A 20734-nucleotide genomic window follows, 5' to 3' on the forward strand; every position below is an offset into this window, starting at 1 on the left:
GTGTGGGTACCGCCGGGCCCTCGCAGAGGGCGGGACACATGTGCCGCCAACGCACGTGTCAATGGACGGCCGGGTGTCGGTCGGGTGACCGGAGGGAGAGGACATGCCGGACTTCGACGTGGCGATCGACTACGAGTTGCTGAGGGTGCTGGCCGCTGACACGGAGAAACTCAAGGACCAGCTCGCGGACTCCCGGCTGATGGGCCATGAATCCTTCTACAGCCGGGCCGAACTCGGCGGGGCGTTCGGCGCCGCGAACCACTTTCTCTTCCAGTGGCTGGGCCCCTGGGAGAACGCCAGGAAGCTGCTGGAGAGCCTGAGCGGCACCTACAAGGGTGCGTCGCAGAAGTGGTTCGAGCTGGACGCGAGCTTCGCCACCCAGGCGAACATCCAGGCCGCGGCCTGGTATCACAGCGCGTGGGACATGAAGAAGAAGGCCTACGACAGCTGGAAGTGGATGACGGAGCAGGAGATCCTCGTCCACGGCTGGGACGAGAACGGCAACCCGTACCTGAAGAAGCAGAAGCTGGCCGACCCCAATGACCCGAACGCCCCGCAGCCTCCGGGTTTCGAACCCGGTGGCTACGAGTACCTCCACGACGGCGACGGCACGAACAAGGTCCACAACTCGACCCAGGCGACCTTCGTCTCCCACGGCAATCTGAAGTCGAGCGACACCACTATCGACGACATGGGCGGTGGTCTGTCGTACCACGAGCACACCGACCACTGGGACGAGAACAGCTACACGACCACGGTCACGCACACCGACGGGTCGAAGACGGTCATCGAGGTGCACGGCGACGCGAACGGCAAGGGCAGCAAGATCGTGACCAACACCGACAAGGACGGCAAGACGGTCGACACGTCGAGCTACACCGGTTCCGGCCTCAAGTCCGACGACCCGCAGTGGACGAACAACAACCCGGAGGCCACCGACACCGACGGTGACGGCAAGGACGACAAGAACGACCCCGGAGGTTCCCAGCACTCGAACACCTCCGTCGGCAGCACCGTCTGACACACCCCCAGCACACGGACCGGACACCCGCAGACACCCCCAGACATCCCCGGCCGCCCTGGTCGGCGACACGGACCGAGGAACCCTCATGCCCAGCAACAACGTGCAGCTCCAGTACGGCCAGATCGAATCCGTCTCCACCCGGCTGCAACACGCGGTGACGACCATCAACCCGCAGCTCATGGACCTGAAGTCGTCGGTGGACACCCTCCTCACCGACGGTCTGTGGTTGCAGCAGACCAGCCCGGCCATGCAGCACGCCTACGAGCAGTTCACCGGCCAGCTCACCCAGATCGTCGCCAAGATCGAGGACTTCGCCAAGCAGTTCAACGCCATCAAGACCCAGATCGACGACATGGACCAGACGATGGCCGCGCAGATCAGGGGCGACGGCAAGTAGCACCGGCCGGCCCGCCGGGGCACGCAGTAAGGGGCGCCGCGTCGAGCGGCGCCCCTGTCCCGTCCTGCGTTCCCGCCGCGCCTCAGCGCGCGTCGCCTGCCTCGGTCTCCGGCACCAGGACGGTCATCAGGGCCCCCGCATCGTCGACGGTGAGGGCCCGGCCCGGAACCCGGTTCGCCCGGATCAGGTTGTGCGGCAGCCGCACACCGAGCACGTCGCCCTCGCCGATGGTCTGCGGCGACAGCAGCAGCCCCTTGCGCGAGCGCCGCACCTGGCCGATCCAGGTGCTGAGCGGCGACACCAGCGCCTCGGCGGGACCGGCGACGGCCAGGCCGAGGGACCGGTCGCGGCCGGAGGAGGCGATGTCCCGCAGCATGCCGTCCACCGGTGACATGGACAGCAGGTCGGCGTCGTCCACCATGACGACAGCGACGCCGCCGACCCTCTCCAGTGCCGCCCGCAGGTCCTGCTCGCTCGGGGTGGGCGAGGGCAGCACGACCGCCTTGCGGTGGCCTTCCAGGCCGCGCAGCGGCGACTCACGGGGGGTGAGGGCCACCACGCCGGTCCCGGAGCGCAGCAGGGACGCCGCCAGGGAGAGCAACGCGGTGCTGCGGCCGGACCCGGGCGGCCCGACGACCGTGTACGTCGAGGCGACCCCGGCGAAGTCCACCCACACGGGAGCCACGTCGTCGCCGCCCAGTCCCAGCATCGCGGTCAGCGGGCCGCGCGGCGTCGTGCCGACGCGCTCGTACGCCTCCTTGAAGCTGATCGTCATCGGCAGTGTCTCGACGCGGAAGGGCCGCGCCGAGGCCGGCACGCCCAGGTCCCGGGCGGCGGCCTCCTTGCCGATCCGCTGGAGCGCCTCGGCCTGTTCGGGACCGCCGAGACCGCCCGGCAGCACGGCGATCTGCAACTCGCTGCCGGTGTCGGTGCGGAAGCCGCGCCCGGCCGGGATCACGGAGGGGACCTGCTCGCGCGGGATGCCGCTCATGGTGTAGTCGCTGACGTCGTTCATCCGCAGCAGCAGCTTGTTGTCGTTCAGCGCGGCGGTCCGTCCGGCCATCAGGGCGCGTTCGGAGGTGGCGACGACGTGCACGCCGACCGCCGCGCCCTCCCGCAGCAGCATCGCGACCTGGCTGACCATGCGGCCTTCCTCGATCTCGCCGACGAGCGCGCTGAGCGTGTCCCAGCCGTCGATGAACAGCACGAGGTGGGCCGGGCGCCGGTCCGGGGGCAGCGCCGCGCGCAGCTCGGTGATGTTGCCGGCCGAGTGCGCGGTCATCAGCTCCTGGCGGCGTACGAGTTCGGCGGTGAGCCGGTTGAGGAGCCGGCCCATGCGTTCCAGGTCGGCCCGCGGCACCACGGCGCCGGTGTGCGGCAGCGCGGAGAGCGCCGCCAGCGCGCCGCCGCCCGCGTCGATCGCGTAGTAGTGCAGGTCCGCGCAGGAGTTGGCGCGGGCGAGCGCGCTGGCCATGGTGCGCAGCGTCTGCGACCGGCCCGAGCGCGGCATGCCCAGGACGAACAGGTGCGGGAAGGTGTTCAGGTCGAGGAACACCGGCGGCTGCGCCTGGAGCCGCGGCAGGTCCTCGCGCGCCCAGGCGGCCGGGACGAGCCGTCCGTCACCGGTGGGGGCCACAGGTTCCGGCAGGTCGGACAGGGTGAGGCTGTCGGTCAGCGGCGGCAGCCAGGGGCTGGGCTGCGGCTGGTGGCCGGACGCCCGCGCCGCCTCCAGGAGCGCGTCGACGAGCGCCATCAGGTCGGTCGGGCCCTCTTCGTCCGTGAGGAAGGCGAACTCGTCCTCGGCTTCCTCGGGTGCCTGCACATGGCGGCCGAGGCCCTGCCAGGACAGCGGGGTCATCCACAGTGCCGTGTCCTCGTCGGAGATTTCGGGCCGCGGTCCGGTCCGCTCGGCCGGCTCCCGACCGGTTCCGTCCGCCGGGCCGGCGGCGGGCGCGGTCTCGCTCCGCGGGCGCGGGGCGCCCACGTAGGCGGTCTGGAAGCTCATCGCCGAGCGGTGCCCGAGCCGTACGAGGGCCCGCCCCGGGGTGGCCGCGGAGATGCTCGCCGCGTCCGGTACGTCCAGCACGTCGGTGCTCTCGTTGGCGTCGGTGACGCGCAACGAGATCCGCAGGTTGGTGTTGGCCCGGATGTCGCTGGTGACGACGCCGGCGGGCCGCTGGGTGGCCAGCACCATGTGCAGGCCGAGGGAGCGACCGCGCTGGGCGATGCCGACCAGGCCGGGGATGAAGTCGGGGATCTCCCGGGCGAGGGTGGCGAACTCGTCGATGACCAGCAGCAGGCGTGGCATCGGCGGCAGGTTCGGGTCGCGGCGGCGCAGTGCCCGGTACTCGGGGTGGTCCTTCGCGCCCGCCGTGGCGAGCAGGTGCTCGCGGCGGATCAGTTCGGCGGTGAGCGAGGCCAGCGCGCGCTGGACGAGGTGGCTGTCGAGGTCGGTGACCATGCCCAGGGTGTGCGGCAGCCGCACGCAGTCCTTGAAGGCGCTGCCGCCCTTGTAGTCGACGAGCACGAAGGTCAGTTCGTCGGGGCGGTTGACCGCGGCGAGCGAGGCGACGAAGGTCTGGAGCAGTTCGGACTTGCCGGAGCCGGTGGTGCCCGCGATCAGCGCGTGCGGGCCGTCCTTGACCAGGTCGAAGGCGACCGGACGGTCGAAGCCCTGGCCGACCAGCGCGGAGGTGGAGGCCGGACGGCGGTGCCAGCGCTGGACCACCTCCTCGGCGGTGGGGGGCTCCAGGTTCAGGAGGTCCAGCAGCGAGACGTCGTCGGGCAGTCCGCCGCCGGTGTCCGGGGTGACGTCGTGCACCGGGGCGATGCCGCGGGCCAGGCGTTCGGCCCACTCGGGGGTGACGTAGTCCGGGCGGATGCCGGTGATGTCGGGCAGCCCGGTGCGGCGCAGCGTCAGGGTGTCCTTGGCGATGGACACGACCGCGCTGGCCTCTTCGGGCAGCATCCGCTCCTCGCGGTCCAGGCACAGCAGGTGGATGCCGCGCAGCGGACCCTCCTTGAGGACCTGGACCATGCCGGGGACGTCGCGCAGTCCGCGCGCTCCGTCCAGGACGACCAGGACGTCGGGCTCGCTGAGCAGCGCGCCGCGCAACGTGGCCTGCTGGGCCTGGTTGCGGTGGCGGATGACGTTGATCAGTTCGGTGACCCGGTTGGCGACGGTCTCGGGATCGTTGCCGAGCAGGATGACGGGTGCGTTGTCCTGGGAGGCGGACAGCCCGGACCGGGCGTGCGGCAGCCACCGGGCCCATTCCCACGCGTCTGCGGTCTTGGTGTCGGTGAGCACACAGATCTTCAGATCGCGCGGGCTGTGCAGCACGGCGGCCTGGGCCACCGCCCAGCGGGCGAGCGCGCGGGCGGGTTCCTCGGGGCCGGCGACGCCGACGACCCGGCTGCCGGCGAGGTCCACGCCGATGGGCATGTCGGGGATCTGCCAGCAGACGTTGCGGTGGTTGTCCTCGCGGGCGCCGTCGTCGATCTGGAGCAGCGACTGCTGCTGGGTGGTGCCGATGCGCAGGACGAGGTTGTCGGGGTCGGACGGGCGGCGTTCCCACAGCCGGGCGCCGGGGCCGACGGCCATCAGTCCGACGACCGCCGGGTCCGGGGCGGAGGCGATCCGCACGCGCCGCTCGTGGTCGACCTTGGCCCGGACGTCCGTCTCCAGGGAGGCGCGGCGCAGCCGGTAGTTGGCGACGCCCTCCAGGTACTCCTTGCGGCCGCCGCGCCGTCCGCTGATCCAGTTGCCGATGCCCAGGACCGGGCTGAGCACCATGAACGCCATGTAGAGGAAGGAATGGAAGATCCAGACCATGGCCACGCCCATGAACATCGGCGCGATGATCACCAGGAAGGGGAGGGGCCGGCGTTTGGGGGGTCCGGGCGGGCCGGGCAGCCGGAAGGTCTCCGGCTGGAGCGGGGGCAGCAGCCGGGGCGGCCGGTTGAAGTCCAGGACGGCCGTCGGCGACGCGACCACGGCGGCGTCGGCCGGGGTGGGCCGGACCGCGCGCAACAGGTGCTCGCCGACGACGAGTTCACCGTCGAGTTCCCAGAGCGTCCAGCCGCGGGGAAGGTCGTCGGGCTCCTGGTCCTCGGGGTTCGGGTCGGGCTCCGGTGGCAGGGCCGCCACGTCCGCGCGCGGGCGGGGCGGCGGTGCCTCGGGGAGGGAGAGCCGGACCTGTCCGTCGCCGTCGGGCAGCACGGTGAGCACCGTGCCGTCCGCGCGTACGGTCAGACGCAGTCCCTCCGCGGGGACGCCCTTGCCCGCCAGTCGTACGGAGCTGCCCGCCCGGGGTCCGATCAAGTGGGTGCCGATGCCGAGGTGGTGGACCTGGCCGGCCTTCGGGCCGCCGATCACCTGGATCTCGACCACGGGGGCGGAGCCGGGTGCCCGGGGCGTGGGCATCTCGTCACGGGCGGGGCCGTAGACCGATGCGCTGCCGGTCACGGGCCGGCCGAGGCCCAGGGTGCTGCCGTCCCGGATGCCGGAGGAGGCCAGGACCGTGTCGGGGTCGAGCAGCCGGTCGCCCAGGTAGAGCGGGACGTCCTCGGTCCCGTGGGCGGCGTCCGCTTCCTCGGGGGCGGTGCCCCGGTGCGCGGCGAGCAGGTGCGGGGCCAGTCGGCGCACGGAGGTCGCGGCGGCGGCGTTGACGAGTACGTCGCGCTGCTCCCGCCGCTCTGCGTCGACGGTGGTGACGAGGAGCTTCACGACTCGTTCCGCCTTTCGGCTCGGGGGGTGTCGAAGGATTCGGCGTCAGGGGTGCCGGCGGCCGGGACGCCGGTGGTCTCCGGTTCGGCGAACAGGTCACGGACGGCCGGAGCCAGGGGTTTTGGGGCTGGTGCGGGCGGCGCGCCGGCCGGGAGGGAGGGTCGCGGGGCCGCCGTACCGGCCCGGTCGGTACGGCGGGCGCCGGGCGCCGCCGTTCCGGCATGCGGGGTGGGCCGGGCCGCGGGTGCGGGGACGGTGGGCACGGCGGTCAGGGAGGGCCGCGGCGCGGGTACGGCGGGCCGCGGCCCGGGGCGGCGCGGGTCCGGTCCGGCGGGCGGCCACGGCCCTGTCGGTCCGCCCGTCGGTCCGCCTGCGGGTCCGCCCGCCGGCTGTCCGCCGCGCCGCTTGCGCGCGCCGCTCTTGCGCGCGGCGCGGGCCACGGCGGGGCCGAGCGGACCGGCGTCGGTCTCGATGCCCAGGCCGGGTGTCTCGGTCCGGCCGCGCGAGTCGACCCGGATCTCCCAGCGGTGGGCGGACATCGGGCCGACGACGACGGCGCACAGCAGCCCGGCGCCCGCCAACTCGGACAGCCGCGCCGCCTGCTCGTCGTCCGGGGCCGCGCACACCACGACCACCGGCCGGGTGCGCCCGGGTTCCGGCACGGCCAGTGACTCCAGCAGCGAGTCCAGGTCGGGGCCGTCGAACCCCGGCTGCACACCGCGGGTGACCAGCACCTGCGCCGTCCCGCCGGGCAGGTCGAGATAGGCCGCCACCGCCTGCACGAACGCGCGGATGGCCCGGTGCTCGCCGTAGGTGTTCAGGATGCGGGGCCCGCGCAGCAGGTCGAGGAGGACCACGCCGTCGGCGCTCAGACCGAGCGGCACCAGCACCCTGGGCACGGCGGGCGGTCGTCCCGTCCCGTCCGCGCCGGACGTGGCGAGGTTCGCCGCGTCGACGGCGGAGGCGTACCAGACCAGCGGGTCGCCGTCGGTCCGCCACGGCTGTGGTGGCGGCGGCACGTCCCGGCCCGCGACGCGTACGGCGACCTCGCCGGCGTTGCGCCGGGTGGCGGGCCGGACCGCGACCGCGAAGCCGAATGCCTGGGCGGCGGTGGGACGCACCGCGCCGTCGACGCCGTCGAGCGCATGGTGGGCGACGGCTCCGGTGCCCTGGGAGGCCAGCAGGCGGGTCAGCCGCCGTACGGCGGCGCGGAAGCGCAGGAACTCCCGCACCGGTTCGGAGAAGGCCCGGCGGGTGAGGCGCACCTGGCGGCGCAGCCGGCGCCAGGTGCGCCGCCAGCCTCCCTGTCTGCGCGCCAGTCGGCGCAGCAACAGCCACACCAGGAGCAGGAGTTCGGCCAGCGCCAGGATCAGTACGCTCGTGCCCGAGTTCCAGGACAGGGCGATCGTACGGTCGGCCTGCGCCACCGGTATCCAGCCTGCCACCGGGCCCACCTGATGGATGTGCACGAGAACCCCTCGCTCTGTCGCCTACCGGAGAACGACCGGGTCTCGCCACGACCGACGTCTCACAGGCCGTCGAGGACATGGTGAACGCGGTACGACACATGTGCCGGGGGGTGTCCACCGGCCACGTGGCCGTCCCGGCCGCACAGGTGTGACAGCGGTCGTCTCGGCGCCGCTGTCACAGCCGAGTGTAAACAGAAACGTGTCCCCCTGGCGCACCGACCCGGCGCCCGCCGCAGCATCGTGACACGGCCTTGCCCACACGGATATGTGTGAGTACGGGACAACTGTGGACACCTGTTTCCCCGGCCGGCCGCGTGAGCGGTGCCCGCCGCGGCGCTCACTTCGCCAGCGCGGCGGCGTCCCCCATCACGATCACCGGGTGCAGGGCGGGGTCGAGCGTGCGCAGCAGTTCCTTCATGTGTGACTTCGCGAGGCTCACACAGGCGTGCGTGGGGCCGCCGTGGTCGACGTGCAGCCAGATGCCCCCGCCCTTGTCCGCGCCCTGCGGGCGGCCCCAGTCGAGCGGGGAGGTGCCCTTGACGTGGTTGTAGTCGATGGCGATGACGTAGTCGAACGACCCGGCGAGGGATTCGCCGTCGAAGCCGGTACCGCTGACGGAGAATCCGCCGGACCGGTCGTACGGGAGCTTGGCGCCGGGGTCGGCCAGCAGGCCCCCCGCGTCGCTGAGGGTGAACACGCCGATGGGCGAGCGGAGATCGCCGAGGCGGTGGTCGGCCGTCCAGCCCTTGAGGGCGTTGTGCGCGGGCCAGGTCGCGCCGCCCTGCCAGCCGGAGGCGGTCCGCCGGTAGAGCACCACGTGGGAGCGGGAGGAGTTCCTGCCCGCGCCGGTGACCAGGACGACCTGCCGGGCGTCCGCGGGTATCCGGGCCGCCGTCCGGCGGCCGAGACCGGGCAGGTGCGCGGGATCGCCGTGGAGCGGGCCGGCGTCCGGCGCCGCCTGGGGGTCGCCCGGCGCGGACGGCCGTGCGGACGGCTGGGCGTGGGGCGCGGCGTCCGGTGTCCAGGCGGCCCGGACGGCCAGCCGGGCACCGGCGGATCCGGCACCGGTCCCGCCGACCACTCCGCAGCCGCAGACGGAGGCCGCGGTGAGCAGCGCGACGGCGGTGAACGGCAGCCGCGAACCGGAGCCGGCGAACGACAGCCGCGAGCCCGAGCCGGTGAGCGGCGCGAGCAGCCGGTCGGCGGCCGAGGGCGCGCGGTGACGGCCACCGTGCGCGCGTATGTCGGATGAAGCCATGTCTGAGACGCCCCCCGCTTCGTGGCCATGGTCCGGTGTGCCGTGGCAAGCCGCGCAGGCGCGCTCCGACGGCACCACACTCCGCCGGCCCACGGGTGACGTGTCGTCAGCTGGAGACACCCGGCGGCTCCCTCCCCCCGCCCGGCCGCCCGACCGAGGACCGCCTTACATATTCGTTGAGGATACAATCAGTTTGGTTCCGGTGGTACGCCGGTGTGATCCCGGCGCGTCGGCCTACGCGATGTCGTCCCCGGTCAGCACGGGGTGGCCGCGCGAACTCCCACCGTGCGCAGGTGCGTTCACCACGCCGGCGAGGTACCTGTCCGCCCCTCGCCCGCTCGGATCGCCTCGACGCGGCGGCCCTGGGTGGTCTCCGTCACACGTATGCCGCTCGGGGGCGGCCTGGGACGGCGCCGACGGTACGGCGCGGTCGGGACGGAGACGCGCGCTGCCCGTCGACGGGGTCAGGGCCGCAGTGCCCGCAGGGTCATGTCGCCGTACCTGCGCCACAGCGCCGGGTCGCGCTCGGCGAGTGCGAGCAGTTGCAGGGTCATGCCGCACAGCACCACGCGCAGATCGAGCAGCGTCACGTCGGCGCGGACCAGGCCGGCGGCCTTGGCTTCCGTCATCAGGCCCACCAGCCGGTCCAGGAGGGGGCCGGTGTGCGCCGAACGTCCCTCGGCTAGCACTTCCGACAGCAGCCGGTCCCCGGCGAGGGTCTCGAACAGCAGGCGCACGTACGCCTCGAACGCCCGCGCCGGATCGGCCTCGGCCAGCGCCGGCTCCGTCACCCGGTCCAGCTCGACGAGGCGATGCCGGACGACCGCGTCCACCAGGTCTTCCTTGGCGGGGTAGCTGCGGTAGACGGTGGCCTTCCCCACCTCGGCCCGCTCGGCGACCTGCGGCACGGTGCCCTGTAGGCCGAACTCGTCGAAGATCTCCAATGCTGCCGCGAAGATGCGTTCGTGGTTGCGCCGGGCGTCGGCCCGCTTCAGGGGCGTGTCCTGCCCGGTCGGCCGCGGGTTGGTCTGCACGGGAGTCATCCGTCCATTGTGCCCGCCCGGCCGTCCCGCGGTCACGGGCCCACAGCGTCGCCCGCGAAGGCCGGAAGACACCGTTACCGGACCGCGCCCGCCCCGCCCGACTAACCGAACCCTCGGGTCCGGTTATAGTGAACCGTCAAACGGACCCGAGGGTCCGGATAGACTTCGCTTCCCGCACCGACCCACGTCCTGGAGACCGCCATGAACAGTTGGACCGGCACCGAACGTGCCGACCTCGCCGACCCGATCCGCCCGCTCGTCGAGGCTGTCCGCGCCATCGCCCCCGTCCTGCGCCGCGAGGCCGACGAGGCGGAGCGCGACAGCCGGCTCACCCCCGAGGCGACCCGGGCCCTGCGGGAGGCCGGCCTCTTCCGGCTCGGCGTACCCGAGCGGTGGGGCGGCCACGAGGTCTCCCCCGCCGCCAGCCTGGACGTCACCTCCGAGGTGGCACTAGCCTGCCCGTCCAGCGGCTGGGTCGTGATGGTCTCGTACGTCGCACAGCAGATCGCCGCCTCCTTCGGGGAGCAGGCACGGCAGGACCTGTGGGGCGACGGCGCGGACGTGCCCATGTGCGGGGTGTTCGGCAGCGTGGGGGTCGGTGCCGTCCCGGTGGAAGGCGGACTGCTCGTCTCCGGTTCGTGGTCGTGGGCGTCCGGCTGCCACCAGGCCGAATGGGCGCTGCTCGGCGTTCCGTTGGCCGGATCCGAGGGCGCGGAGGCGGAGCGCGGGCTCGCCCTCGTACCCAGGAGCGCCCTCACCGTCGAGCGAACCTGGGACATGGCGGGCATGCGCGGCACCGGCAGCGACACGCTCGTGGCTGACGACGTGTTCGTCCCGTTCCACCGGCTCAGGCGCTTCGCCGACGTGGTGCAGGGCAACGGGCTGCCGCCGGAACCGCTTTACCGGATCGCGCCGGGATCGATGACGCTGACCTGCATGGGGCCCCTGCTCGGCATCGCGCGCGAGGTCTTCCGGCTGACCCTGGAAGCCGTCGACGGCGGCAAGCCGATGGCGATGTCCCTGCACGCCCGGCTCGCCGACTCCCCCAGCGTGCAGGCCGCGCTGGCCGACGCGGCCACGCTGATCGACTCCGCCCACCTCCACCTCGCGCGCTCCGCCGCGTTCATCGGCGCTGCGGCGGCCACGGGCACCACTCCCACCCTCACCGAACGGGCCCGGGTGCGCATGGACATGGGGCACGCCTCCGAATGCCTGCGCGCGGCGGTGCAGTCGCTGCTCACGGTGAGCGGGGCGGGCAGCTTCTCCAGTGCGAAGGCCGTCCAGCGGTACTGGCGTGATCTGGAGACCGGTTGCCGGCACCCGACGCTCAACCCCGGTCTCGCCCGCGAGATGTACGGGCGGGCCCTGGTCGGCGACCAGCGGCCGGTCAGCCCGATGGTCTGACGTGCCCGGACGAGAACAAGGGCCCGAACGAGAGCAAGGACCGGGACGCGAGCAAGGGACGGGACGAGAACGAGGGCCCGAACGAGAAGGAGGAGGGAAGCCATGACCCGACCCAGCGCCCCGGCGGTCGCCGACGGCTCCGCGCGCGAGGTGCTCGGCCACTTCGCGTCGGGCGTCACCGTCGTCACGGCCGCCGGGCCCGCCGGGCCGCTCGGCCTGACCTGCCAGTCCTTCGTCTCCCTGTCCCTCGATCCGCTGCTCGTCTCCTTCGCCCCGGCCAGGTCGTCACGGACCTGGCCGCTCATCCGGGAGGCCGGCGTCTTCGGCATCAGCGTGCTGGCGCAGGACCAGGCCGACGTCAGCGCGGCGTTCGCCCGGTCGGGCACCGACAAGTTCCGGGGAGTGGGGTGGTCGCCCGGTCCCGGCGGGGCACCACTGCTGGACGGCGCCTGCGCCTGGGTCTCCTGCGAACTGTGGCAGGAGTACGACGGCGGCGACCACCACCTGGTCATCGGCCGGGTCACCGCACTCAGGGCGGACCCGGCGCGGCAGCCGCTGGTCTTCCACCGGGGCCGTTACCGGGCGTTGGCGCCGGACGCGGAGTCGGCCGCGGCCGACTCCGCGTCCGGCGGAACGGCGACGATGTCGGCGGCGCCGTTCGCCCGGGTCCGGTAGGAGCAGGTCCGGTACGGGGGCGGGCCGCGGTCCGCCCCCGTCGTCCGGCGGCCGAAAATCGCAGGCCGTGCCGCAGGCAGTGTTGCGAGCCCGCGGCGGCTCCCGGGAGGCAGGACCGGCGGGATACACGCGGCTGGATGACACACGTTTTCAGCCACCGTGCGGCGGGACAAGTACCCTGGGGGCGTGACAGTCGAGCGGAGCCACGACGCGGAGGCGTGCAAGCAGGTCGACTCCGGCATCGCACGAGTCTTCCAACTGCTCGGGAAGCGCTGGACCGGCCCGATCGTGGCCGTCCTCACCGGTGGTCCCGCGTACTTCACCGATCTGCGCCGCGCGATCCCCGGGCTCAGCGAGCGGATGCTCTCCGACCGGCTCACCGAACTCGGCTCCGCCGGGCTGGTCCTGCGCGAGGTGGACGAGGGACCGCCGCTGCGGGTCTCGTACCGGCTGACGGAGGCGGGCGGGGCGCTGGAACCGGCCCTCGACGAACTGGCCGCGTGGGCCAAGCTCCATCTGCCGCCGGACCGACGGCCGGACGAGAGCTGACCGGCCCGAGGCCGCGCCCCGCCCCGGCGGTCCCGACCGGGCCGCCGACGCGCTGAGAAGCCCGATCGTCCGAATACCCGTCACGGGGACGGGCGGACGCCGCGCCCCGTCGGCGTTCCCGCGCCGTCCGACCCGGTTTCGTGGGTCATCGGCGTCTGCGTACTGCCTGTCCTGGCTGTAGCCCGCCCCGCCCTGAGCCTGGGCGGGTACCGCTGGTACAGGCAGTACGCAGACGTCGCCGGCCGACACCAGCACCAGCACCACGGAGCCCGGCCGACCGGCAGCACACGTGTGGGAGTACGCCACCATGTGCCCGCCGCCGCACACCCGCGGGGCGTCCCGCCGCACCCGGCGGCCACCGAACCCGGCACGACCGCCTGGGGGACGGACACACACACTCCGCCGGGCCGACCGGCAGCCCGAGCTGAACACCTGGGGTCATACCTGGTACCACGAGGTGTGAAGAGAGACGTCTGAAGGCGCCGGCCGCACCGGGCCCGCCGCTCAGCCGCGCGTGGGGTGCCCCGCCCACACCATCGGGGTCCGCTCCGCCCACGGGGCGGCCCGTTCGAGTTGGCCGGCGAGGCGGAAGAGGCGGTCTTCGAGCCCGTAACCGGCGGCGAACTGCATACCGATCGGGAGGCCCGTGCCGGCGTCGGCCGTCACGGGCACGGACATGGCGGGCGTGCCCGCCACGTTGAACACGGCGGTGAACGGGGAGCGGTCGAGGACGCGGTCGATCCAGCCGAGGCCGTCGAGCGCCGCCGCGCCCTCGGCATACGTGCCCAAGGGCACGGGAAGCTCCGGCAGGGTCGGGGTGAGCAGCAGGTCGTGAGCGTCGAAGGACCGGGCCAGGCTTCGGGCCACCCGGTTGCGGATGCCGAGCGCATCGACGAACTGGGCGCCGCTGACCCGCTGCCCGTAGCGGTAGCCGGCGAGGGTCACCGGTTCGAGGGTCGAGGAGTCGACGGGCCGGCCGGAGGCGGCGGCCAGCCCGTCCACCGAGGCCGTGAGGTTCGCCGTCCACAGACGGGCGTTGGCCAGGACGAACTCCTCCCAGCCTGCGCCGAGGCCGACCTCGGCCTCCGTCACCCGGTGGCCGAGGGATTCGAGCAGAGCCACGGTGCGGGAGAGGGCGTCGGCGACGGCCGGAGTGGTGCGGCGTCCGCCCCACGCCTGGGTGAGGACACCGATCCGCAACGAGCCCGGGTCACGGGTGACGTCCTGCGCGTACGGCCCCGACGGCCGCTCGGCGAAGTAGGGGTCGCCCGGTTCCGGGCCGCTGATCAGGTCGAGCAGGGCCGCGCTGTCACGTACGGTGCGGCTGACACTGCCCTGCACGGCCAGGCCGTTGAAGACCTCGTCGGCGCCCGGCCCCATGGAGACCCGGCCGCGGGTGGGCTTCAGACCGAAGAGGCCGTTGCAGGCGGCGGGGATGCGGAGCGAGCCGGCGGCATCGGTGGCGTGCGCGATCGGGACCACCCCGGCGGCGACCGCCGCGCCCGCGCCGCCGCTGGATCCGCCCGCGCTCCGCCGCGGGTCCCACGGGTTGCGGGTCGCGCCGTACAGCACCGGTTCGGTCGTGGTGCTGTAGGCCAACTCCGGTGTCGCGGTGCGCCCGAACGTCACGAGGCCGGCCCGCCGGAAGCGCCGCATCAGGGCGGAGTCGGCGTCGGCGACGATGCCGGCCGCGAGGCGGCTGCCCAGCTCCGTACGCCTCCCGGCCATCGTGACCCCGATGTCCTTGATCAGGAAGGGGACCCCGGCCAGGGGTGTGCTGCCGGGGGTGGGCGCGTCGTCGGCCGGCCAGGTCTCCACGACGGCGTTGATCCGCGGATCGACCGCCTGCGCGGCCTCGCGTGCGGCTGCTTCCAGTTCGGCGGGGGTCACCTCGCCCTTCGCCACCAGCTCCGCGAGTCCGACCGCGTCGAAACTCGCGTACTCCGCAACTCTCACTGTCACTCCCAGGGGACTGGACGATACTGTTGAGTACCTGACGATACCCAACGGTATCGAATGGAACGGACTGGTACCGTAGCGGAGGGCGAGTGCCCGCAACGGACCGGACGTCGCACAGGAGTCGGAGCAGGCATGGCATCGACCGCCGGAAGGCCGAGCAGGGTGGCCAAACTGCCGCCCCGTGAGCGCATCCTCGACGCGGCGGAAGAACTCTTCCAGCGCGAGGGGATCCGGCGGGTGGGCGTGCAGGCGATCGCCGATCGGGCCGGGACCACCAAAATGGCGATCTACCGGCACTTCGAGACCAAGGACGCGCTGGTCGCGGAGTGGCTGCGGATCGTCGCCGCCGACTACCAGGCGGCCTTCGACCGGGTCGAGGCCGAACACCCCGGCCGGCCCGGGGAGCAGATCCTGGGCCTGGCGCGGTTCATCGCCGAGGGGCTGCCGGCGATCTCGCACCGGGGCTGCCCGTTCATCAACTCCCTCGCCGAACTGCCCGACCGCTCCCATCCCGCACGGCAGGTGATCGAGACACACAAGGCCCTACAGACCCGCAGGCTGGTCGCCATGTGTGCCGAGGCCGGGCTGCCCGACCCCGAGCAGGCCGCCGCCGAGATCACCTTCGTACTCGAAGGCGCGCAGGTCAGCACGCAGAACGGAAGCATCGACCGGGCCGGCGACCGACTGCTGCGCATCGTCGAGGGGATCGTCGACCGGCACCGCTCTCTCCTCGGCACGTCCCGGGCGACCACCGGCTGACCGCCCCGGCCCGCGGGCGTACGGGTGCGGCGGTCACAGCGGCCACCAGGTCGGCACGGACGGCGCGTTGGCGCCACACCCGGCCGCCGCGCCTCCTGCTCGCGCCGATCCGCCCGCCGCTCCCGCCGCCACACCCCGACTGTCACACCCGGCCGCCCGCCACACCCGGCTGTCACTCCCGCCACCACACCCCCGCCTGCCGGGCCGTGCCGCCGTGCCGGTTTGCCGCGAAGGGTGGTGGTCGCCGGTGGTCGTCTAGCGCAAGTCTGCGATCCCGCTCAGGAAGATGTCGACGCCGACGAGGAATTGTTCGCGGTCGTCGTGCTCGCGCAGTTGCGTCGCCGCCGCGTGCACGAACGGGTACCGGCCGGGGTCGATCTGCGCCCATTGTGCGGCGGCGCCGTCGAGGAAGGCCGCTCGGTCCTTGTCGCTTCCCGTGCGGCGCCGGGCGTTCGCGGCGTTCTGCGCGGCGACGCCGAGGACATAGTTCACGAGCGTGCCGGCCGCGTCGAAACGCGCTCGCTCGGGGACGGCGAGCGCGTCGAGCAGTCTGCCGACGCTCTCGTAGAAGTCCAGTAGTGCGGGCCGCCACGGCTGCCGGGAGAGTTCGGCCCCGACCCAGGGGTGTGCGTCGATCGCGTCGAACAGGCCGAGGGCGAGGCGACGCAGGGCTTCGCGCGGGTCCCCATCGATGCCCGAGCCGGCCAGTACCCGGGCGATGATGTCGTCGGCGGCCGCCGCGAGCAGGTCGCTCTTGTCCGCGACGTGGTGGTAGATCGCTCCGTAGCCGGTGCGCAGGTGAACGGTGAGCGCGCGCAGTGTCAGCGCGCTCTCGCCGCCGCCGTCCAGAAGGTCGGTCGCGGCCTTGATGATCACCTCCCTGGACAGGCCGTCCGTGCGGCGCGGGGTCCGCGCAGATCCCTTCGCAGTTCTCTTCACCATGGTCCTCAGTGTCGCATGCGTGGATCGCCGATCCAGTGTCGTGTTAGCGTTTTGGAGTGACGATCCAATGGGGGTCGGTCCAGCGAGTTCGGGAGGTTGACCCATGACGACTCCGGTCACGATCATCGGCGCGGGTCTGGGAGGTCTGATGCTGGCCCGCGTGCTGCACGTGCACGGCATCCCGGCCACGGTCCATGAGGCGGAGCCCTCGCCGGCCGCGCGCCGCCAGGGCGGACTGCTCGACATCCACCCCGAGAACGGCCAGCAGGCGCTGGCGGCGGCGGGCCTGACCGAGGGGTTTAGCAGGCTCGTCCTGCCCGGCCGCGAGTCGTACCGGGTCCTGGACCGGACGGGGACCGTGCTGCTGGAGCTGCCCGACGACGGCACCGGCCGGCGCCCCGAGGTGCCGCGCGGCGCGCTGCGGCAGATGCTGCTCGACTCGCTGCCCCCGGGCACGGTCCGATGGGGGCACAGGGCCAGCGGCGTGCGGGCCCTCGGCGAGGGCCGCCATGAGGTGAGTTTCGCCGACGGCACCGGCGTCGTCGCGAGCCTGCTCGTCGGCGCTGACGGCGCGTGGTCGCGGGTGCGTCCGGCGCTCTCCGAGGCCGTCCCCGAGTACGTCGGGGTCAGCAGCGTGGAGACGTTCCTGTTCGACGGGGACACCCGCCATCCCGCCGCCGCGAAAGCGGTCGGGGCCGGATCGCTGTTCGCGCTCGCGCCGGGCAGGGGACTGCTCGCCCATCGGGAGGGGGACGGAACCCTGCACACCTACGCACAGCTGAGGAAGCCCCAGGACTGGCTCGCCGACCTCGACACCGCCGACGCCGCAGCCCTGACCGCGCGGGTCGCGAAGGAGTACGAGGGCTGGGCCCCTGAACTCACCGCCCTGATCACCGAGAGCGACACCCCGCCGGTCCTGCGCCGCATCGTCACGCTGCCTGCCGGGCACCGCTGGGACCACGTGCCGGGGGTGACCCTGCTCGGCGACGCGGCCCACCTCAGGGCGCCGAACGGCGAGGGCGCCAACCTGGCCATGCAGGACGGCGCCGAGCTCGGCCAGGCCCTCGCCGCGCACCCCGGCGACGCGGAGGCCGCGCTCGCCGAGTACGAACGGGGCATGGCCACCCGCGCCGCATCCGTGGAAGCGGACGACGACGACTTCTACACGATCATGATCGACGACGACGCGCCCCACAGCGTGCTCGCCCTGATGACCGGAACCGAGCAGGACTCGTGACCCACGGGCCTCGTGGGCCGGGCCCGACCACCGCGGCGACCACCCCGCTGAACTTTTGGCACGACTTGCCCCGTTGTTCCGGGTGGGAGGGTCTTCCGCCGGGACCGGCCCGCCGGCCCTTCGCCGACGCCCGCCGGAAGCCGCCTTCCCCCAGCGAAGAAGGCGTGGCCGTGCGCCCGCCGGCTGGCGATTTCGGCCGGTGGAGGACAAGCTGCATGTGAACTGCCTGGTTCCGCGGACACCTGTCCGCTGGGATGGGGACCAGGCAAGAGCGCGCTCCCCTGTATCCGGTGGGACCGTTCGATGTCCCGGAACGGGGGTCACCCATGAACGCTCGGCGCGAGGTCTTCTCCCCCGCGGCCGATGAGCAGGACCGTCGCACGCCGTCGCCCGTCCCCTCCTTCCCCCGGCGGCCGTCGACCGCCCCCGGACTCGTCGGACGCGATCGTGAGCTGCGCGAACTTCAGGGGTTCCTGCGTACGGCCGTGGCGCACGGAGGGCCCTGTGTCATCCGCGGCGACGCGGGTTCGGGGAAGTCGGAACTGCTGGAGACGGCCGTCGGCCTGGCGACCGCCGCCGGTCTGCACGTGCTGCGCTGCACCGGCGTCCGGGGCGGCAACCCGCCGGAGTACTCCGGCCTGCTCCAGATCGTCTGGCCGGTTCTGAAAGGTCTGCGCTGGTCGCTGGAGGCCCGGCAGTGCCAGCTCCTGGAGAGGCTGCTGGTCGACGGCGTTCCCACGCACGGTGACCGGGGCCGGCTGTCCTTCGCCGTGCTCGGCGCCCTGGAATCGGCCGGCGCCCGGCAGCCCCTGCTGATCGCCGTCGACGACTGGGACGCACTGGACGAACCCAGCAGGGAGGTGCTCTCCTTCGTCGCACGGCGGCCCGGAGGCCAGGCGCCGGCCCTCCTGATGACCTCGCGTCCGCACCGTGCGCACCTGGCGTCCCTGGCCGGGCTCACGGAACTGGACCTCGCCCCGCTGACCCCCGCCCAGTCCGCCGCCCTGCTGGCGGCGGAACGGCCGGACCACGACCCGCAGGGCGCGCACGAGTTGCTGGCGACCGCGGCGGGCAACCCCCTCGTGCTCCTCGAACTGCCCGTGCGGACCGAGGACCCCGTGCCCTACGCGCCCGCCTCGTCCGACCGGCTGGCCGCCGCACTGGCACCCGGTGTCGCACAGCTTCCCCCGGCCACGCGTGACCTGCTGCTGGTGGCAGCGCTCCACCCGGCGGGCGACCTGCCCCTGCTGCTGTCGGCCGCGTCCAGGATCACCGGCGCCGCGGCGGGCTTCGCGGTGGTGGAGCCGGCGGAGCGCGACGGTCTCGTGACGTTCGACGGCACGCGGCTGCGTTTCAGCCACCCCGCCACGGCGGGAGCCGTGGTCCACGACCTCGCCCCGCACCGTCTCCGCGCCGCGCACGCGGCCCTGGCGGCGGCACTGGAGCAGGACCCGGTGCAGAAGCTGTGGCACCTCTCACAGGCCGCGGAAGAGGCCGACCCCGAACTCGCCGGCCGGCTCGAAGCCGTGCACCGCCATGCCCTGCACCGGAGCGAACCGGTCATAGGCGTACGTCTGCTGCGCCGCGCGGCCGACCTGCACCACGCGCCCGAGGACCGGGGCCGCTGCGCGCTGCTGGCCGCCCAGCTCGCCCACGACCTCGGCTGGGAGGGGTTGGCACGGACGACGGCCCAGTACGCGCTGCGCCATCCGCTGGGTCCGCTGGGCACGCTCTGCGCCGAGGCCCTGACCCGCCTGGGCGACGAGGACCGGGACGACGAGGACCCGCGGCGGGCGCCCGCGGACCCCGCCGCCTGGCCCGTGCCGGTCGGCGCCGACGAGCGGACGAACGCGCTGGAACTGGCCCAGCTGACGGCACCCGAGGTCGCGGGCGACGAAGCACGCGTGGACGCCCTGCTGGCCTTTCTCGACGGGCTGCCGGAGCACGCGGACGACCCGCGGCTGCTGCACACCATGGCGGCGGTGGGCCCGGTCCGCCGGGCCGCGGCCGTCATCGCGCGGCTGTCCGCCCTCCCCCGGCTCGCGCACCTGTCGCAACGGGACGTCGAACGCCTCGCCGAGGCCGCCCTGCTGGCCGGGGACCCGCTGCGGGCGCTGGACCTGTACCGGCGGACGGAGCACCGCTACCGCTTCCGTGAGCTGACGGACCAACTGCCCCGGGTCGTGCTCCGGCAGGGCATGGCACACCTGATCACGGGCGACTGGGCCCAGGCCGAACTGTCCTTCCGGCGCTGCGGTGAGCTGGCCGAGGAGAACTTCCACGGTCACCACGCGAGCGCCGCGCGACTCCTCGGGAACGTCGTACGGGGTCTGCGGACCGGTACGGTGCCCGCGGTCGCCGCCCGGGACCTGACGCCCGCCCGGCGCTCGGTGCGCTCGATCGACGAGATCGTCGCCGTCGGCACCGCGTGGGCCCAGGTGGAGAGCGGCGACTTCGCCGCCGGTTTCGCGGCGCTCTCCTCCCTCCTCGCCGACCCGGGCCGCTGCGCCGCGGCCCGGTACGCCCTGGTCCCCTTCGCGGAGGCCGCCGACGCCGTCAACGCGGCCGAGGAGGCGCGCGCGACGCTGGCCGGCCTCGAACGCGAGCTGGGCGCGGAGCACACGCCGCTCGTCTCGGTCGGGCTCACGGTGGCCCGAGCCGTCCTCGCGGACGACGCGGGCGCGGAGTGCCGGTACGCCCGTGCCTTCGCACTGGACCTGTCGCACCGGCCCTTCCTGGAGGCGTCCCTGCGGCTGGCCCACGGACGCCTGCTGCGGCGCCGGCACGAGTTCACCGAGTCCCGGGTCACCCTGCGCCAGGCCGCGGCCACCTTCACCACGATGGGCGCCGAGGCACGTGTCGCGCGGATCACCGCGGAGCTTCGGGCCTCGGGCGAACGGGCCGAGCCGGCCGCGCCGGGCGCATCCCCCTCCGCCCGGCCCGAGGACCTGCTCAGCCCGCAGGAGCTGCGGATCGCCCAACTGGCCGGCCGGGGACTCTCGAACCGGCAGATCGGCGCGGAACTCAACCTGTCGCCCCGGACCATCGGCTCCTACCTCTACCGCATCTTCCCCCTGCTGGGCGTGACGGCACGGGTGCAGCTGGCCGAGGCACTGAGGGATGTTCCTGGCACCTGACGTGGGGCACGTGGTGTGTGCTGCGTGGCGCATCGCGTGTGGCGTGTGGTGTGTGCTGCGTGGCGCATCGCGTGTGGCGTGTGGTGTGTGCTGCGTGGCGCATGGCACCTGAGGTGTGGCACACGGAATGTGTGCGGCGGGCGCGGAGAGATCGT

General features: G+C 73.5%; 14 protein-coding genes. 8 read left to right on the top strand and 6 right to left on the bottom strand.

What is annotated here, in order from left to right; all coding sequences use genetic code 11:
* The first annotated feature begins 103 nt into the window (after positions 1 to 103).
* Both ACFY2B_RS04920 and ACFY2B_RS04925 read left to right on the top strand, forming a co-directional pair.
* Entirely contained in the window at positions 104 to 1021 is a 918-nt protein-coding gene (locus ACFY2B_RS04920) for a hypothetical protein (protein WP_390761724.1), read from the top strand.
* A gap of 88 nt (positions 1022 to 1109) precedes the next feature.
* On the top strand, positions 1110 to 1421 hold the full coding sequence (locus ACFY2B_RS04925; RefSeq protein WP_390761725.1) for a WXG100 family type VII secretion target: 312 nt from the start codon (positions 1110 to 1112) through the stop codon (positions 1419 to 1421).
* An 82-nt stretch (positions 1422 to 1503) separates the two neighbouring features.
* Here ACFY2B_RS04925 and ACFY2B_RS04930 read toward each other — a convergent pair whose 3' ends face one another.
* The 4 genes from ACFY2B_RS04930 to ACFY2B_RS04945 form a co-directional block, all read right to left on the bottom strand.
* Positions 1504 to 6147 (bottom strand): FtsK/SpoIIIE domain-containing protein, encoded by a 4644-nt coding sequence (locus tag ACFY2B_RS04930; RefSeq protein WP_390761726.1) that lies wholly within the window; start codon positions 6145 to 6147, stop codon positions 1504 to 1506.
* Complete coding sequence (locus ACFY2B_RS04935; RefSeq protein ID WP_390761727.1) at positions 6144 to 7592, bottom strand: hypothetical protein; 1449 nt, start codon at positions 7590 to 7592, stop codon at positions 6144 to 6146. Before ACFY2B_RS04935 ends, ACFY2B_RS04930 begins: the two co-directional genes overlap by 4 nt.
* A gap of 361 nt (positions 7593 to 7953) precedes the next feature.
* The gene (locus ACFY2B_RS04940; RefSeq protein ID WP_390761728.1) at positions 7954 to 8874 is read right to left on the bottom strand and encodes a L,D-transpeptidase family protein; all 921 of its coding nucleotides are present in this window, start codon (positions 8872 to 8874) and stop codon (positions 7954 to 7956) included.
* Positions 8875 to 9338: 464 nt separating this feature from the next.
* On the bottom strand, positions 9339 to 9917 hold the full coding sequence (locus tag ACFY2B_RS04945) for a TetR/AcrR family transcriptional regulator (protein WP_390761729.1): 579 nt from the start codon (positions 9915 to 9917) through the stop codon (positions 9339 to 9341).
* A 201-nt stretch (positions 9918 to 10118) separates the two neighbouring features.
* Between ACFY2B_RS04945 and ACFY2B_RS04950 the strand changes: the two genes are divergently transcribed.
* The 3 genes from ACFY2B_RS04950 (at position 10119) to ACFY2B_RS04960 (ending at position 12545) form a co-directional block, all read left to right on the top strand.
* Positions 10119 to 11321, top strand: coding sequence for an acyl-CoA dehydrogenase family protein (locus ACFY2B_RS04950; RefSeq protein WP_390761730.1), 1203 nt, complete (start codon positions 10119 to 10121; stop codon positions 11319 to 11321).
* A 102-nt stretch (positions 11322 to 11423) separates the two neighbouring features.
* Complete coding sequence (locus ACFY2B_RS04955) at positions 11424 to 11996, top strand: flavin reductase family protein (protein WP_390761731.1); 573 nt, start codon at positions 11424 to 11426, stop codon at positions 11994 to 11996.
* 186 nt (positions 11997 to 12182) lie between these two features.
* Positions 12183 to 12545 carry a winged helix-turn-helix transcriptional regulator gene (locus ACFY2B_RS04960; protein WP_390761732.1) on the top strand — a complete coding sequence of 121 codons (363 nt, stop codon included), beginning with the start codon at positions 12183 to 12185 and terminating at the stop codon, positions 12543 to 12545.
* A 504-nt stretch (positions 12546 to 13049) separates the two neighbouring features.
* Here ACFY2B_RS04960 and ACFY2B_RS04965 read toward each other — a convergent pair.
* Positions 13050 to 14501, bottom strand: coding sequence for an amidase (locus ACFY2B_RS04965; protein ID WP_390761733.1), 1452 nt, complete (start codon positions 14499 to 14501; stop codon positions 13050 to 13052).
* Between the two features lie 135 nt (positions 14502 to 14636).
* On the opposite strand from ACFY2B_RS04965, the gene ACFY2B_RS04970 reads away from it, so the two are divergent.
* Complete coding sequence (locus tag ACFY2B_RS04970; protein ID WP_390761734.1) at positions 14637 to 15263, top strand: TetR/AcrR family transcriptional regulator; 627 nt, start codon at positions 14637 to 14639, stop codon at positions 15261 to 15263.
* A 255-nt stretch (positions 15264 to 15518) separates the two neighbouring features.
* Here ACFY2B_RS04970 and ACFY2B_RS04975 read toward each other — a convergent pair whose 3' ends face one another.
* On the bottom strand, positions 15519 to 16205 hold the full coding sequence (locus ACFY2B_RS04975) for a TetR/AcrR family transcriptional regulator (RefSeq protein ID WP_390761735.1): 687 nt from the start codon (positions 16203 to 16205) through the stop codon (positions 15519 to 15521).
* A gap of 103 nt (positions 16206 to 16308) precedes the next feature.
* On the opposite strand from ACFY2B_RS04975, the gene ACFY2B_RS04980 reads away from it, so the two are divergent.
* Together ACFY2B_RS04980 and ACFY2B_RS04985 are read left to right on the top strand one after the other, a co-directional pair.
* Positions 16309 to 17442, top strand: coding sequence for an FAD-dependent oxidoreductase (locus tag ACFY2B_RS04980; RefSeq protein ID WP_390761736.1), 1134 nt, complete (start codon positions 16309 to 16311; stop codon positions 17440 to 17442).
* Positions 17443 to 17768: 326 nt separating this feature from the next.
* Positions 17769 to 20579 (top strand): AAA family ATPase, encoded by a 2811-nt coding sequence (locus ACFY2B_RS04985; protein WP_390761737.1) that lies wholly within the window; start codon positions 17769 to 17771, stop codon positions 20577 to 20579.
* The last annotated feature ends 155 nt before the right edge of the window (positions 20580 to 20734 follow it).

It is taken from the genome of Streptomyces sp. NPDC001270 (genome assembly GCF_042896695.1).
In the GTDB taxonomy this organism is placed as follows: Bacteria; Actinomycetota; Actinomycetes; order Streptomycetales; family Streptomycetaceae; genus Streptomyces.